This window comes from Kitasatospora sp. NPDC089509 (assembly GCF_044749365.1).
In the GTDB taxonomy this organism is placed as follows: Bacteria; Actinomycetota; Actinomycetes; order Streptomycetales; family Streptomycetaceae; genus Kitasatospora.
In genome coordinates, this window is sequence record NZ_JBIVHS010000018.1 from 175,708 (window position 1) to 190,050 (window position 14,343).

21 protein-coding genes are annotated in these 14,343 nt (G+C 71.7%); 9 read left to right on the forward strand and 12 right to left on the reverse strand.

What is annotated here, in order from left to right; genetic code table 11:
- Positions 1–83 precede the first annotated feature (83 nt).
- The 7 genes from ACIP4P_RS30995 to ACIP4P_RS31025 all read right to left on the reverse strand — a co-directional run bounded on the left by ACIP4P_RS30995 (position 84) and on the right by ACIP4P_RS31025 (position 4,940).
- A complete protein-coding gene (locus tag ACIP4P_RS30995) occupies positions 84–575 on the reverse strand; it encodes a hypothetical protein (RefSeq protein ID WP_400924107.1) in 492 nt (163 codons plus the stop codon).
- Positions 576–737: 162 nt separating this feature from the next.
- Positions 738–884 (reverse strand): hypothetical protein, encoded by a 147-nt coding sequence (locus tag ACIP4P_RS31000; protein ID WP_400924109.1) that lies wholly within the window; start codon positions 882–884, stop codon positions 738–740.
- A gap of 119 nt (positions 885–1,003) precedes the next feature.
- The gene (locus ACIP4P_RS31005; RefSeq protein ID WP_400924111.1) at positions 1,004–2,173 is read right to left on the reverse strand and encodes a methyltransferase domain-containing protein; all 1,170 of its coding nucleotides are present in this window, start codon (positions 2,171–2,173) and stop codon (positions 1,004–1,006) included.
- 216 nt (positions 2,174–2,389) lie between these two features.
- Positions 2,390–3,238: a helix-turn-helix domain-containing protein gene (locus ACIP4P_RS31010; RefSeq protein WP_400924113.1), complete on the reverse strand. Its 849-nt coding sequence runs from the start codon at positions 3,236–3,238 to the stop codon at positions 2,390–2,392.
- Between the two features lie 6 nt (positions 3,239–3,244).
- Positions 3,245–3,763, reverse strand: a complete 519-nt coding sequence (locus ACIP4P_RS31015; RefSeq protein ID WP_400924115.1) for a DUF6879 family protein — start codon at positions 3,761–3,763, stop codon at positions 3,245–3,247.
- 84 nt (positions 3,764–3,847) lie between these two features.
- Positions 3,848–4,048: a DUF397 domain-containing protein gene (locus ACIP4P_RS31020; protein WP_400924117.1), complete on the reverse strand. Its 201-nt coding sequence runs from the start codon at positions 4,046–4,048 to the stop codon at positions 3,848–3,850.
- Positions 4,049–4,058: 10 nt separating this feature from the next.
- Positions 4,059–4,940, reverse strand: coding sequence for a helix-turn-helix domain-containing protein (locus ACIP4P_RS31025; protein ID WP_400924119.1), 882 nt, complete (start codon positions 4,938–4,940; stop codon positions 4,059–4,061).
- 185 nt (positions 4,941–5,125) lie between these two features.
- Between ACIP4P_RS31025 and ACIP4P_RS31030 the strand changes: the two genes are divergently transcribed.
- From ACIP4P_RS31030 to ACIP4P_RS31050, 5 genes are all read left to right on the forward strand, one after another.
- Positions 5,126–5,494, forward strand: coding sequence for an ATP-binding protein (locus ACIP4P_RS31030; protein WP_400924121.1), 369 nt, complete (start codon positions 5,126–5,128; stop codon positions 5,492–5,494).
- On the forward strand, positions 5,491–5,751 hold the full coding sequence (locus ACIP4P_RS31035) for a hypothetical protein (RefSeq protein WP_400924123.1): 261 nt from the start codon (positions 5,491–5,493) through the stop codon (positions 5,749–5,751). Before ACIP4P_RS31030 ends, ACIP4P_RS31035 begins: the two co-directional genes overlap by 4 nt.
- 105 nt (positions 5,752–5,856) lie before the next feature.
- Positions 5,857–6,144 carry a hypothetical protein gene (locus ACIP4P_RS31040; protein WP_350516883.1) on the forward strand — a complete coding sequence of 96 codons (288 nt, stop codon included), beginning with the start codon at positions 5,857–5,859 and terminating at the stop codon, positions 6,142–6,144.
- A 12-nt stretch (positions 6,145–6,156) separates the two neighbouring features.
- Complete coding sequence (locus tag ACIP4P_RS31045; protein WP_400924125.1) at positions 6,157–6,606, forward strand: hypothetical protein; 450 nt, start codon at positions 6,157–6,159, stop codon at positions 6,604–6,606.
- A gap of 99 nt (positions 6,607–6,705) precedes the next feature.
- Positions 6,706–7,155 carry a VOC family protein gene (locus tag ACIP4P_RS31050; protein ID WP_400924127.1) on the forward strand — a complete coding sequence of 150 codons (450 nt, stop codon included), beginning with the start codon at positions 6,706–6,708 and terminating at the stop codon, positions 7,153–7,155.
- Between the two features lie 61 nt (positions 7,156–7,216).
- Here the strand turns inward: ACIP4P_RS31050 and ACIP4P_RS31055 are convergent, their stop codons facing one another.
- A complete protein-coding gene (locus ACIP4P_RS31055) occupies positions 7,217–7,687 on the reverse strand; it encodes a hypothetical protein (RefSeq protein ID WP_400924129.1) in 471 nt (156 codons plus the stop codon).
- A gap of 253 nt (positions 7,688–7,940) precedes the next feature.
- Here ACIP4P_RS31055 and ACIP4P_RS31060 point away from each other — a divergent pair, with 253 nt between their 5' ends.
- Entirely contained in the window at positions 7,941–8,447 is a 507-nt protein-coding gene (locus ACIP4P_RS31060) for a SigE family RNA polymerase sigma factor (protein WP_350516880.1), read from the forward strand.
- Positions 8,448–8,458: 11 nt separating this feature from the next.
- Positions 8,459–9,103 carry a hypothetical protein gene (locus ACIP4P_RS31065; protein WP_400924134.1) on the forward strand — a complete coding sequence of 215 codons (645 nt, stop codon included), beginning with the start codon at positions 8,459–8,461 and terminating at the stop codon, positions 9,101–9,103.
- A gap of 32 nt (positions 9,104–9,135) precedes the next feature.
- Here the strand turns inward: ACIP4P_RS31065 and ACIP4P_RS31070 are convergent, their stop codons facing one another.
- The gene (locus tag ACIP4P_RS31070; RefSeq protein WP_400924136.1) at positions 9,136–9,675 is read right to left on the reverse strand and encodes a hypothetical protein; all 540 of its coding nucleotides are present in this window, start codon (positions 9,673–9,675) and stop codon (positions 9,136–9,138) included.
- Positions 9,676–9,851: 176 nt separating this feature from the next.
- On the opposite strand from ACIP4P_RS31070, the gene ACIP4P_RS31075 reads away from it, so the two are divergent.
- Positions 9,852–10,970, forward strand: a complete 1,119-nt coding sequence (locus tag ACIP4P_RS31075; RefSeq protein ID WP_400924138.1) for an alpha/beta hydrolase — start codon at positions 9,852–9,854, stop codon at positions 10,968–10,970.
- 88 nt (positions 10,971–11,058) lie between these two features.
- Here the strand turns inward: ACIP4P_RS31075 and ACIP4P_RS31080 are convergent, their stop codons facing one another.
- Together ACIP4P_RS31080 and ACIP4P_RS31085 are read right to left on the reverse strand one after the other, a co-directional pair.
- Positions 11,059–11,769 (reverse strand): DsbA family oxidoreductase, encoded by a 711-nt coding sequence (locus ACIP4P_RS31080; RefSeq protein WP_400924141.1) that lies wholly within the window; start codon positions 11,767–11,769, stop codon positions 11,059–11,061.
- A 145-nt stretch (positions 11,770–11,914) separates the two neighbouring features.
- On the reverse strand, positions 11,915–12,454 hold the full coding sequence (locus ACIP4P_RS31085; protein WP_400924143.1) for a GNAT family N-acetyltransferase: 540 nt from the start codon (positions 12,452–12,454) through the stop codon (positions 11,915–11,917).
- A gap of 160 nt (positions 12,455–12,614) precedes the next feature.
- Here ACIP4P_RS31085 and ACIP4P_RS31090 point away from each other — a divergent pair, with 160 nt between their 5' ends.
- Positions 12,615–13,583 (forward strand): oxidoreductase, encoded by a 969-nt coding sequence (locus ACIP4P_RS31090; RefSeq protein WP_400924145.1) that lies wholly within the window; start codon positions 12,615–12,617, stop codon positions 13,581–13,583.
- A gap of 34 nt (positions 13,584–13,617) precedes the next feature.
- On the opposite strand, the gene ACIP4P_RS31095 is transcribed toward ACIP4P_RS31090, so the two are convergent.
- Positions 13,618–14,175 (reverse strand): hypothetical protein, encoded by a 558-nt coding sequence (locus ACIP4P_RS31095; protein WP_400924147.1) that lies wholly within the window; start codon positions 14,173–14,175, stop codon positions 13,618–13,620.
- Positions 14,176–14,343 lie beyond the last annotated feature (168 nt).

Genomic DNA, 14,343 nt, shown 5'->3' on the forward strand with positions numbered 1-14,343 from the left:
CGGTTCGGGGCTCACCTAAGCGGAGGTGGCGGAGGACTGTCAATGGATTCGGGTCCGCCCGAGTCGTCGGCGGTCGAGGCGGTTTAGTACGGGTCGGTGCTCTTGAGCTCGACCGTGCCCCCGCTGCTCTCGAACCGGGAGGTGTACTTGATCCGGAGGCCGCCGTAGCCCCAGACCTCCAGGGTGGCCCGGTCGTTGGGGGAGTCCTTGTAGGTGTTGGTGGCCTTGCAGACGTTGTTGTTGTAGTTGCCGTAGACGACGAAGTTGCCGTCGCCCTGCAGGATCGCCCGGTTGCCGCAGCCCTTGGTGTCCATCGACCACTTCCGCTCGTACCGGTTGTCGGTCCGGTAGAGGACGAGGTCGCCGTCGCTCTGCAGGATCAGCCGGGTCTTGCCGGTGTCGAGGGACTGGCCCTGGTAGAGCACGAACGGGTCGTTCACGGTGATCCGGGGCTGCTGCTCGGGGTCGAGCGAGTCGGCCTGTGCCGTCCCCGCCGCCGTCATCGTCCCGGTCAGCGCCAGGATGCCGGCTGTCGCCGTCATGGCCATGTGCCGCATCGTCTTCGTCGTCTTCATGTTCCCCGTGCTGCCTCTCTCGCAAGTGGGGGCGCCCGTGAGTGTGGTCGGGCGCCCGGTGACGGGGATGATCCTGGCGGAGAGCGATAAACAAGACGTTGAGGCGACAGCCGGGCCCGCTCGTTGGAGGCCAACGAGCGGGCAGGGCTTCGGGGTGGCGCGTCAGCAGCAGCCGCTGCCGGAGCCCCCGGCGATCTGGGTGTGCGGCACGGTGGCGGGCGCCGGCGCGGCGTTGCCGGGCGCGGTGGCGAAGAGCAGCGTGGCGGCGAGCGCGAGGCCGCTGGCGGCGGCGATCAGCATCTTGCGCATGGTGAATCCCCCTGGTGTGACGGTGTGTTGGAAGCGCCAGCCAAGCGGAGGTGTCGGGGGCCTGTCAACGGATTCGGGGCCGTCCGGGTCGTTGGCGGGCCAACGACCCGGACGGGGTTTCAGGTGAGGTGGTCGAACTCGCCGGCCTTGGCCCCGAGGGGGAAGCCGCGGTGTCCGGGTTCGTCGAGCCAGACGAGCTGATCGCCGGAGGCCGTGACGGTCAGCCCGAAGCGGGTCAGCTCCGGCCTGCCGTCCTCCAGCCAGGCCCGGTGTGCGGCGACCACCTCGTCCCACAGGCGGCGGGGGCCGGTCTGGTGAACGGCGTCGGCGCCGTCCCAGTCGTGGAAGCGTGCGGAGGTCCAGGAGCCCGCATCGTCCGAGAGGTGGAAGCGGTGGGTGCCGGAGGGGTCGGCCGCCTGCCAGCTGTGCAGGGTCCGGACGCCCGGCACCCGCAGGCCGATGGCGAACGCCGCGTGGACGTTCTCCTCCGCCAGGTCGGGGTCGAGCGGCGACGGGCCCCGGTGGTCCGGCGGTTGGTCCGGAGTCGCGACCGGATGGGGGCGCTGGGCCCGCATCCACATGAAGGAGACGTCGCCCACGAATCGCCCGTGTGATTCCTGCCCCGGCTCGCCGACCTCCAGCCGGAGCAGCCCGGCGTTGGCGTACGGGGTGCCCCAGGGGGTCACGATGATGCCGCCTGGGCGGGTCTGTTCGACCCACGCGAGCGGCACCCGCTGAACGGCGGCCGTCGAGTGGATGCGGTCGTAGGGTCCACCGGCCGGGTGGCCGAGCAGGCCGTCTCCGACGATTCGGTGGGGCTTGAGCCCGAGTTCCGCCAAGCGTTCCCCGGCAGCGGCGGCCACCGCAGGGTCGACCTCGATCGTGGTCACGGCGTCGTCGCCGAGTCGGCAGCAGAGGAGGGCGCTCGTCCAGCCGGTGCCGGTGCCGATGTCGAGCACCGTGTCGCCGTCCGCGACGGTCAGGTGGCGGAGCATGGACGCGACCAGGGACGGCATGGACCCGGACGAGGTGGCGACGCCGGGCCCGTCCGTCCGGCCGTCGTCGAGCTGGGTGACGACCTGTCGGCCGGAGTCGACCTCCGCCCTCCAGCCGACCGGGTCCGAGGTTTTGCTGAGCAAGCGGTACCCGTTGGGGGCCTCGGTGTCTTCGACCCAGATGTCGTCCGGCACGAAGGCAGAGCGCGGGGCGCGCTCGAAGGCGCCCCGCCACTCCTCGCCCAGCGCGCCGGACTCGGTGAGAGTCGCTAGCAACTGTGCGTACTGGTCCATCAGTTCGGACTCACTTCTTGGGCGGGTTGGTGACGGGCTTGGTCCACTGCCCGTCCGACTCCTTCGGGGACTGCTTCTTGTCCCCGGATTCGCCGCCCTTGCCATCACCGTGCGTGCCCATGGTCGGCCACTCCCTCGGAGTCGCTGGAATCGATGGCAACACGCTAGGGAGGGAAGTGAGGTGGGATCCAGGCGATTCTGCGGGATTGCACGTCATCACCCGATCGAAGCAATCGCGGCCGCGATCAACCCGCGAGCCTTGGAGCCGTACACCGCCAGGTCGGCCAGTACGGCGAACGTGTCGGCGTACATCGCCACTTCGGTCGGCTGTGTCAGGGTGAGGTGCCCGGAGACCAGCTCCACGTTCACCTGGGTCGTGTCGAAGATCCAGAACCCTTCCACGGGCATCCGTGCGCGGTGCAGCCGGGTGGGGACGATCCCGACGCTGACGTTCGGCAGAGCGCTCGCCGTGATCAGCCGCTCAAGCTGCTCGGTCTGGGTGTCGGCGTCGCCGAGCCCGTTGCGAAGGACCGACTCCTCCAGGAGGAACGCGAAGCGCCGGTGCCCCTCACGGAGCACGCGTTGCCGTTCCATCCGGACGGCCACGGCATCGGCCACGTCATCGACCGGCACTCGCCGGAGCTGGACGGCGCGCAGCACGTCCTCGGTGTAGCCATGAGTCTGGAGGAGCCCGGGAACGAGCCACGACGAGTAGGCCCGGAACCAGCGCGTCCGCTCGAACAGGGGCAGTACGGCTTCCTGCGCCCTTCGCAGTCCCGCGCGTTCCATGCGGCGCCACTCGACCCACATGCCTTCCACGGCTCGAAGGGAGGCCACCAGGTCGGCTTCCTGGTCTTCTCTGCCGCACGCGCGGCACCATGCGCGCAGGTCGTCGGCGGACGGCGAGGTCTTGGCTCCGGCGATCCGGGACACCTTGGACGGATGCCAGCCGCACGACGCCGCAAGCTGCTTGCCGTCCAGCCCGGCGTCCTTGCACATCTCCCGAAGGCGATCTGCGAGGACGCGCCGGGCGGCCTGGACGTGGGACGATCCCGAGACGGACATCAGGGGTCAGGTCAGCTTGTAGTCCTCGTGCGGCGTGGCCCGTTCCCAGACGGTCTCGAAAGCGGAGCCGACCAGGTCCACGGCGGCCTGGTCGGTGCGCAACTCCCTGTCCACGACCTCGCCCGCGCCGGAGAAGTACGTGAACAGCACGGCCGATCCGTCGAACATCCAGAGATCCGTTCCCGGCAGGGCGATGTCGGCAGCGCGCCGCCGGGGCAGCCAGCGGACCAGTTCGCCTGCGGCGACGTTGGCGAAGGTGAGGTCGTGTTCGTACCGGATGTAGTCCGTCACCGGCTCCGAGACGATCCGGGCCCGTCGCATGACCACGCCGCGCCCGGTGGTCTCGGCGACCAGGTCGGCCCAGGCGCCCCACCAGTCGGGCAGTTCGGCCGGGTCGCCGGCGTACCGGTGGCCGGCGCGCCAGCGGGCGAACTCCGGATCGTCCGGCGTGTAGCTGTCGCGCATCTCCAGGTGCACGGCGGAGTGGCGAGCGTTGGCCAGGCCCTCACGTACGGGGTACTTCACCGGTTTCGTCCTCCAGTCCGGGCGGGTGAGATGAACCCGCCCGCTCGTTGGGGGCCAACGAGCGGGCGGGGAAGGAGGGTTGGTTCAGGCGAGGTGGTCGAACTCGCCGGCCTTGGCGCCGAGGAGGAAGCCGCGGAGCTTGGTGGCCGAGGTGGTGATGGTGAGGGAGGGGTCGTCGGATTCGCGAACGTAGCGGAGATCCCGTTCTCCTTGCGCTAGTTCGAGGCAGGCGTCGGCGCCTTCTGCGTCGCTATGCGACGACTTCTGCCAGACGAGGTGGGACATCGGACGCCTTTCATGTCTGAAGCTCGTAGAGGAGGTGGTGAATGAGCCCCCAAGAGTCACGCGTATCGAGCTTATGCATGGCGTCGGTGTGATTGACAGGCGGTAGTGCCAGCTCGCTCAGCTGCTGGAACTTCCGGTCGTAGGCATCAACCTCGGTCGGATCGCCAAGGTGCTCGGTTCGCTTGGGTCCGGACAGGATGATCGTGGATAGTTCGCGGCATCCGGGATTGCAGAACAGGAAAGAGGCTGAGAGCGGCGCATGCTTGGGTGCGGTGAAAGGCAGCACCTGGATGCTGACATTCGGCATTTCTGCAGTTCCGAGCAAGTGGAGAAGCTGCGCCCGCATCACTGCGTCTCCGGCAAAGCGCATGCGCAACGCAGCTTCATGGATGACGAAGCTGAACTGCTTGTCCTGGGTGAGGATCCTCTGCCGATCCATGCGGAAGCGAACCTGTGTCTCGGGTGCCCATGGACTTCCGAGGGCTCCTTCGTAGATCGCCATCGCGTACTCGGGCAGCTGTAGGACGCCGGAGATGTAGAGCGAGTCGTAGCTGTGCAGCCGGACTGCGCGGGATTCCGCTTCGGCCAGATCCAGGGCGAGGCTCGGGACCTTCCCCTTGTACTCGGTCCACCAGCCCTTTCCGTCGCTTGTGCCGAGCTCGCGCAGCAGAGCGATATAGGTCTTATCCGTGCACCCATAGCCATCGAGCAGAACCATGAGTCGCTCGGGATCGAGCGAGGTCCGGGCGGCTTCGATGTGGCTGAGCTGCGGGCCGACGATGCCGATGAGTGCGCCCGCATCCTTGACCGCCAGGCCTGCTGCCTCGCGCAACCTTCTCAGCTCGGCGCCGAACCGCCGCTGCCGTTCGCTGATTTGGGTCCTGAGTGCCAAGACGCGTTCCTTCCGTGTCGGGCCAGTCTCCACCCACACGAGTGAGCTTAGCCAAGTCGGGCGAGGTTTCTCGGCGTTCAGGTTGCACGCGTAAGACCTCCAGCCCTACTCTCAGTGTTGCACCGATCACATGACGAAGTGTCAGCTTCGTCGATTCCCCTCCTCTCCCATCCCTGGGGTCTCTCATGTGTGCTCTCAACCCTCCCGACTGGTCCCCCGCTCGCAGCGAGCTCTCCGACCTCCTCTCCTCGGCCGGGTGGCCGCCCTCCCTCATCTCCGACGCCGACTTCGCCCTCCATGAACTCGTCGTCAACGCCTGGGAGCACGCCAACAGCCCGGCGCCGCTCTGCACCTTCTCCCTCTCCCCGGCCCGCCTCCGCGTCCTGGTCTGCGACGACAGCCCGGTGCTCCCGCCCGAGCCGCAGCTCCCCGCCGACCCGCTGGCCACCTCCGGCCGGGGCCTCCACCTGGTCCGTGCCCTCACCCACCGTTTCGGCGTCGACCCCCGCAAGCACGGCAAGGCCGTCTGGTTCGAGATGGAGCCCCACGCGTGAACCGTCCTCGCAACCCCATGCAGCCCACCGACCCCCGGATCCGGGCCTACACCGACGAGCACATCCGCACCCTCCTCGCCGAACTCCACGAGCGCGGCCGCAAGTTCGGCCTGATCTTCCCCTCCGCGACCACCGACAAGACCCTCGACGGCCGCGTCCTGGTCCGTTTCAACACGGCGCCCGCCTCGACCTTGTTGAACCTCCTGACCCTCCTCCTCGACACCGACCGAGACCGCGAGCGCCCGTGCGGTTCCTGATCGCCGTTGCCTTCCTCGTCCTCCTCGCCCTGGCGTTCGCCACCGTCGCCCTGGGCGTCATCACCGCGCTCAACGTTGCAAAGGCCGACGACAAGGAGCCCTGAGATGCTCGACCCCGCCCTCAAGAACGCCCTCGCGGCCACCCAGTACGCGGTGGCCGCCGCCTTCAACTCCCTCACTCCCACCCCCGTCACCCCGCCCGTCCCCGACGACTTCGACTGGCCCGAGCTCGAAGCCTTCCTCTTCCGCCTGGGCTTCGCCGCCGACAGCTCCGACGCCGCCCTCGACCTCCACCGCCTGCTCTTCTCCGTCCAGCGCATCGCCTACCGCGAGGCCGCCGGCCGCAACGCCCCCTGGCCCGCCACCCGCCTCCACCTGCGCTCGCCGGTGTGAAACCCTCGCCGCATGGACGAGTTCAGCCGCCGCCTCGACAGTGCCTGGGAGTGGTGGGACGCCGCCGTCGAGGATTCCCAGGAAGGCCGGTGGATCCGCAGCGACGCCGAGCGCCGGATGATCGACGACATCGCCGCCGCCACCGTCGGCTGCCCGCCCTCGTCCACCGAACTCCCCTGGCCGGCCCGGCTCGCCCGGATCGTCCGCTGGGCCGCCGTGCTGCGGCTCGCCGCCGGGGCCGGCGGCTGGGAGCTGACGCCCGTCACCGGCGCGGCCCCGCCCCGGCCCGCCGGGATGGCGGTCCTGCTGTCCGGCGTCTACGCAGTCGGCGAGCAGGGCGAGCTCTGGCGCGACGCCCTCCCCACCACCGGCCCGCCGCCGGTCGCCGAGGTCGTCAAGGCGGAGGCCTTCCTCTTCGGCCCCGGCTCGGTCGAGGACCTGCGCCAATTCTTCTACGACTGACCGGCGGCCCCGACACTCCCGGACGTCGAGAACCCGGCGCCGGCTCCGTTCCGGGTGTAGCAGTAACCGGATCGGACCGCGACGCAGAAGGAGCCCCTCATGGCGATCCAGCGGATGGACAACGTAGGCATCGTCGTCGACGACCTGGCGGCCGCCGTCGCCTTCTTCACCGAGCTCGGCATGGAACTGGAGGGCGAGACGCAGGTCGAGGGCCCCTGGGTGGACGAGATGATCGGCCTCGACGGGGCCCGCAGCGCCATCGCGATGCTGCGCACCCCGGACGGCCACGGCAAGCTGGAGCTGAGCGAGTTCCACGCCCCCGAGGCAATCACCCCCGCCCCGGTCGACCCGCCGCCCAACACCCTGGGCCTGCACCGGGTGATGTTCGCCGTCGACGACATCGACGACACGATTGCCCGCCTGCGCCGCCACGGGGCCGAACTCCTCGGCGGGGTGGCGCAGTACGGGGACGCCTACCGGCTCTGCAACCTCCGTGGCCCCGCGGGGATCATCGTCGCCCTGGCCGAACGGATCGGCTCCTCGGGCTGAACCCGCGGTGCCGGGCCCGGCATCCACCGGCGTGCGGTGGCAGCGGAAGCCGGGGCGCCACTCAGCAGCAGGCGCTCGGGCTGCCGACCATCAAGCCCATGCCGGCGAGGGCCTCCGCGTGGCCGAGGTAGTACAGCGCGGCCCGCAAGCGGCCGCGGGCTGCTTCGAGGGCGGCCATACCGACCCACGCCACCGCCCCGTCGTCCTTGAGATGGCCTGGCTCAAGCCCGTGCAGGGTGCAGAGCCGCTCGTGCGCCGCCGAGAGGTAGGCCGCCCAGCCGTCGTGGTCCGCGAGGTCCAGGCCGCCCAGTCGGCCGAGCCAGGCATCGACATGGGCCCGCAGAACGACCTCCGGCTCGCGGAAGTCGTGCACCCATCCACAGCGCTGGCCGACGTTCTCGTACGCCCGCAGCAGCCGGTGGAAGTCCTCCAGCCAGGCTTCGGCCGCTCCACGGTGGCTGTCGCACACGGTGACCGTGACGCTCGGGCCCGAACCGGCGAGAGCATCCTCGGCGGACTCGAACCCGTCCATGACGACGACGGGGGCTTCATCACAGCGATGAATGGCCCGCAGCACCGCATTCACCCGCAACCCCCTGACCGAATCCGCGACCAGCGCAAGGGTAGAGCACCCGCCGGTCACGTCCGACCGTCCGTGCCGGGCCCGTCGCCATCGCTCGGCGACCGCGCCGTGACCCAGTTCACAGGGCGGAGGTGCATAGCGGGCCGGGCTCCAACGTCTTTTCACAGGTGCAGGCGTTCGGAGGACGGAAAGGTGGTGCTGGATGAGGCAGTCGCGAGCGGACGGTTTCGATGAGTTCGTCGAGGCCCGCTGGTCGGCGCTGTTCCACCTCGCGCGCCTGCTCACCGGCGGGGACCGGCACCGGGCCGAGGACCTGCTGCAGGAGGGGCTCCTCAAACTGTGGTCCGCCTGGCCGAAGGTCGCGGGCCAGGCCCCCGAGGCCTACCTGCGGCAGATCCTGGTCCGTGCGGCGGCCCGCTCGGCCCGCCGGCGCTGGTGGGGCGAGCGTCCCACCGAGGAGCTGCCCGAGACGCCCGGCAGCCAGGACCTGGCCGCCGTCGTGGAGGAACGCACCCGGCTGGAGGCCGCACTCGCGCTCCTGCCGGCCCGCCAGCGGGCCGCGGTCGTCCTGCGCTACTACCAGGACCTGCCGGAGGGGCAGGTCGCCGAGGTGATGGGCTGCCCGGTGGGCACCGCCCGCTCCCTGACGTCGCGCGGGGTGGCGAAGCTGCGGGAGGCTCTGACCGAGGCCAGCGAGTCGGCGAGGTGAGGGAGGAACCCATGGATGATTTCGAACAGGAGCTGGCCCGCATGATGCGCGACACCCAGGAACACGTCCCCTTCGGCCCCCACCACCACGAGCGCCTGCAGGCCCTGCTGCGGGCCCGGCGCCGGGCCCGGGCGGCGCTGATGGCCGGCGGCTCGCTCCTGCTGCTCGCGGGGGTCTGCGTGGGGCTGCCCGTCGCCCTCGCCGCCCAGGAGCACCACGGCACCCCCCCGGCCTCCACGCCCACGTCCACGCCCAGCTCCGGTCCCACGTCCGGTCCGACGGGGGGACCGACGGACTTCCCCACGGACGCCCCGACGTCCGGGGGCACCCCCGGGGCCTGGCCGGGGACGCCGGGGACTCCGGGGGCTGTGGGCACCCCCGGCGGATCGGGCGCGCCGGCCGCGCCGACGCACAACGGCACGTCCGGCACGTCCGGCCCGTCCGGTCCGACGGCGCCGCCGCCGTCCGGTCCGACGTCCGGCCCGACGACCGCCCCGACCTCTGCGCCGACGTCGGTTTCCGGCTACGACCCGACGACGGCCCCGACCTCCGGCCCGACGGCCACCGCCGCTCCGACCGCCGGCCCGACGGCGACCCCGATGACGTTCGGCAGCTCCGGTCCGACCGGGACCCCGACGCCCTTCCCGTCCCGCTAGGGCGCGTACGCGGATCACGACCCAAGGCGCACCTAGCAGTACACGTTGCCCCGGATGTCCCAGATGGCCTGGCGGTCGTCCGTGCCGCGCTCGTAGCGGTAGATCACCACGTTCTCATCGCTCTCCACGTGCAGTTGGTTGATCTCGTACAACGCCCGGCAGCGGTTCGTCCCGGTGGCCCAGTACGCGTCACCGTCCGGGTTGTAGAGCACGAAGTTGCCGTCGTTCTGCATGCTCGCGCGGAAGGCGGGCTGGCCGGCGGTGCCGCTGGACCACAGGGCCTCCCCGTCCCAGCGGTAGAGCACCAGGTTGCCGTCCGACTGGTACTTCAGGGTGGCGGTCCAGCCGTCCTCGTTGAGGACCCGGCCGCCGGGGGCCAGGCAGTTGCCCTGGTCCAGCAGGCCGTTGACGGGGGTGTGGTCGGTCCAGATGTACCCGGTCTCGATGCCGCAGTTGCCGTACTCGACGGGCGCCCGGCCGGCCGCGGCGGCGGGTGCGGCGGCGGGGGTGAGGACGGCGGCGGCGCTCAGCAGGGCGGTGGCTGCACGGAGCCACCCACGTGAGGTGATCATGCGCCAACAGATACCGGCTGTGCGCCCACGCACCGCTGAGCGTCGCCCGCCCGAGGGCGCGTCGCCCGGGCATTGACGGGCTCGCGGCGCGGGAAGTCGGCCCGTCCGACTTCCTGTGCCCCACTCGTCCCGCCCCGGGTGCAACCGAACACCCGTACACACCCGTTTCAGCTGGTGTGAAGCTGACCGGCACCCCGTTCTTCGTCCTCTCGCTGCTCCTCCTCCCGCTCTCCGTGGCCCTGCTGATGTACCTCTGGAACCGGGTGCGCGGGCCACAGGCCCTGCGCTTCGGCTCCCGGCTGCTGATGGTGCTCTTCGCGCAGGTCACGGCGGTGACGCTGGTGTTCGTCGTGGTCAACAACGACAACCAGCTGTACAGCAGTTGGGACGACCTGCTCGGCACCGGCAGCCACGTCCGCGCCGTGCCCGTCCCGCCCCCGGCGGATGCGACGGCGGCCGCGAACGGGCCCGAACAGCCCAAGGTGACGCAGCAGTTCGGGCCGGTGGACGACAGCGCGGTACCGAAGGACGTGAAGACGACCCAGCTGAAGGGCCGGGTGTCCGGCGTGGACGGCGAGGTGCTGGTCTGGACGCCGCCGCAGTACGACGACCCGGCCTACAAGGACAAGAAGTTCCCGGTGGTCGAGCTGCTCGCGGGCTTCCCCGGCTCGTCCAGCGCCTGGTTCGGCAGCATGAACGTCTCCAAGCAGCTGGCGCCGCTGATGAAGTCCGGGCAGGTCGCGCCGTTCATCCTGGTCTCGCCGCGGGTCGTGCTGCTCGGCGGGCACACCGACACCGGCTGCGCGGACGTGCCGGGCAAGGTCAACGCCGAGACCTGGCTGGCCCGCGACGTGCCGCAGATGGTGCTGGACAACTTCCGGGCCGAGCCCGGGCCGGAGCGGTGGGCGGTGGCCGGCTACTCGGCGGGCGCGCACTGCGCGGTGCGGCTGGCGCTGGGGCACCCCAACCGGTACCACGCGGGGGTCAGCCTCTCCGGGTACAACGACCCGATGGGCGAGTCCGATTCGCTCACCGCCAAGGACCCGCACCTGCGCGAGGTCTCCAACCCGGTCTACCTGCTCCAGCACGCCCAGACGCCGCCGAACGTCGCCCTGTACGCCACCGGCAAGAAGGGCGACGGCTACGAGGACGCCCTCGCGCTGCAGAAGAACGCCAAGGCGCCGACCACCGTCACCCCGGTGGAGGTCAACGGCCCGCACCTGACCTCCACCTGGCAGCCGCTGGTGCCGTCCGTGTTCACCTGGCTCACCCAGACCGTCGGCAAGGGCGCCTGAGGCCGCCACCGCTCGTCCTCGGGAGCTTCGGAGCAGGAAGTCGGCCCGGCCGACTTCCCACTCCGAAGGGCCCACTGCCGGGGCCGGGTCACCGCTGGGGCAGCTCGCAGCCGTCCGGCCCGCAGGCCTCCCCGCCCTCGGCCAGGGCGACCAGCGCCGTCGGCACCCGGCTCTCCCAGGCCTGCTCCAGCGCCCGGGTGAAGGTCTCCGCGGGCTGGGCGCCCGAGACCCCGAGCCGCCGGTCCAGGACGAAGAACGGCACGCCCGTCGCCCCCATGGCGGCGGCCGTCTCCTCGTCCTCGCGCACCGCGTCCGCGTACGCCTGCGGATCGGCCAGCACGGCGGCCGCCGCCCCGCCGTCCAGCCCGGCCCCGACGGCCAGCTCCACCAGCCGCGCGGGGTCGAAGGCCGAGCGCTCCTCGGCGAAGTTGGCGCGGTACAGCGCGTCCAGCAGCTCCGGCTGCCGCCCCTGCTCCTTCGCGAAGTGCAGCAGCCGGTGCATGTCGAAGGAGTTCGCGGCGTCCCGCCCGGCGGACAGGTACGGCAGGCCCTCGCCGCGCGCGTTCTCGGCGATCCGGGCCTCCGCCGCCTCGGCCTGCTCCGGGCTCAGCCCGTACTTCGCCGCGAGCAGCGGGAGCACCGGACGGGCCGCGCGCGGGGCGTGCGGGTCCAGCTCGAAGGAGCGGTGGACGACCTCCACCTCCTCGCGGTGCGGGAACGCGGCCAGCGCCTGTTCGAACCGGGCCTTGCCGACGTAGCACCACGGACAGTTGATGTCGCCCCAGATCTCGACGCGCACGGCGCGCACTCCTTCCAGCCTCGCGCGGACACGGACCCTCCGCGCCGACGTCCTACCGGAACGCATTCGTCCGCCTGAATATTTCTCGTCCTGAAATATTCAGGTCCGGTCCGGTCCGGCGCGGCCCTTCGTCGCCGTCGGCCGGCTACCGGGCGACCGGCCGTTCGTAGCGGCTCATCCAGAGGACCGGGACGTCCTCCGTGCGCTGCCCCGGGAGGCCGGGCCAGCGCGCGTCGCCGCGGTGGAGGAAGCCGCGCCCCTGGTAGTAGTCGCGCAGCGAGCGGTTGTGCGCGACGCAGTCCAGCCGCAGCGCGTCCACCCCGCGCTGCCGGGCCCGGTCCTCGGCCCAGCCGAGCACCACCGCGCCCAGTCCGCGGGCCCACCGGCGCACGGCCAGCCGGTGCACATAGCCCGCCGAGCCGCCGACGTCCGCCCACAGGGCGTCGGCCCAGTCCAGGGTGACCGTCCCGGCGGTCTTGTCGCCGACGTCCACCAGCCAGGTCTCGCCGCGCCCGATCGCCCCGGCCACCCACGCGGGCGGGAAGCGGTCCGGCCACTGGCGGATGCCGCGGTCGCCCAGCCAGCCGGCCGCCTCGTCGAGCACGTCCAGTACCTGGTGGGTGTGCTCCTCGGCCGCGGGCCGGAACGACACCTGGTCACCGGCCCACACGGTCGAACCGTTCATCGTCACTGTCCTCTCGGTACGAAGGGCTGACACGGGACGCCCCGCCGCCCAGCGTTCCAGTCCGCCCCCGGCCGAGTCCACCGGCCCCCGGGTCGGCGGGCGCTCCACCCCGACCACAGGACTTGAGCTAGACCGCGGTCGAGCTCCTAGCGTCCTCACCATGACCACGAACGACCAGCGGCCGCTCGGCTCGCCCTTCTCCGCCACCAGCACCGCCGAAGCCGTGACGGCCGGCGTCGACCTCTCCGGCCGGACCGCCGTGGTGACCGGCGGCTCCGCCGGCCTCGGCCTGGAGACCGTCCGCGCGCTGAGCGCGGCCGGCGCCCGGGTGATCGTCCCGGCCCGCCGTCCGGACGCCGCCCGCACCGCGCTGCGGGACCTCGACGGCTGCGAGGTCGTCCCGATGGACCTCACCGACCTGGCCGGCGTGCGCGCCGCCGCCGCGCGGATCGCCGGCACCACCGACCACGTCGACCTGCTGTTCGCCGTCGCGGGCGTGATGGCGACCCCGGAGCGGCGGGTCGGCCCGGGCTGGGAGGAGCAGTTCGCGGCCAACCACCTCGGACACTTCGTGCTCGCCTGCGAACTCCACCCGCTGCTCGCGGCGCGCGGGGCCCGGGTGGTGGTCAACAGCTCGGCCGGGCACGCCCTCACCGACATCCGCTGGCACGACCCGCACTTCCGCAGCGGCTACGACAAGTGGCTCGCGTACGGCCAGTCCAAGACCGCCAACGTCCTGTTCGCCGCGCACCTGGACGCACTCGGACGGGCCGACGGCGTACGGGCCTTCGCGCTCCACCCCGGCAAGATCATCACCGGTCTGCAGCGGGAGCTGACGCTCCGGGAGCAGATCGACCGCGGCTGGGTGGACGAGCACGGCACCGTCGTCGGCGCCGACTTCAAGTCCCCCTCCCAGGGCGCCGCCACCGGCCTGTGGGCGGCGACCTCCCCGCTCCTGGCGGGCAGGGGCGGGCTCTACCTGGAGGACTGCGACGTCGCCCGGCTCGCCGCCCCGGGCGACCCGATGGACGACGGCGGCGTACGCCCGTACGCCCTCGACCCCGACGCGGCGGCCCGGCTCTGGGACGTCTCCCTCGCCGCGACCGGCGCCACCCCGATCACCGGCTGAACCGGCTGAACCGGCCGGGCCCGCGGAGCGGCCGCTACAGGCAGATCCAGCAGTACAGCCGCTCGCCCGCCGCCCGCGCCCGGCGGGCGAGCGCGATCAACTCCTCGGCCAGCGGCAGCAGATCGGTCGGATCCGCGCCGTCCCACTCCTCCGCCTCGGCCCACCGCCGGACGGCCTCCGGTATCCGGTCGTCGGCCACCCCGGCGAGCGCGTCCCTGGTCGCCTCGTCGAGCTCCGTCACCCAGGGGCCGGTCGCCCATGGATCGTCCTCGCCGCCGGCCGGCCCGTCCGGCCCGGGCGGGGGAGTGGTCGGCCAGACCGGCACCTCCGCCACCAGGTCGACCCGCCACGGCTCCGCCCGGATCGCCGCGACGAGCTGCCCCAGCACCACGCCCGGATCGACCCGCTTGGCCTCGACGCCGTCGAAGGCCCGGCCGATGTCGCCGTCGAACCCTCCGCCCTCCGAGCCCCCGTCGTCGGACCCCCCGCCCGGCCCGGCGCGGAACTCCGGCCGTGCACCCCCGGTCAGCTCCAACGCCCGTGCCACCGCGGCCGCGTCGGGCGCACGGAAGTAGTCGGTCAGCACACCCATCCCGACTGCCACCCCCTCGTCTCGGTCCTGGGAGCAGTCGAGCAGACGCCACTGACATTGATGCTGATACTCAGGTTCCGGTGGTCGTGGCTCTGCCACTGACTGACGCCCTGCTGGGCTGTCCTCGGGTTGTTCTGTCCGGCTGCCGGGACCTGTTCTCATGGCTCC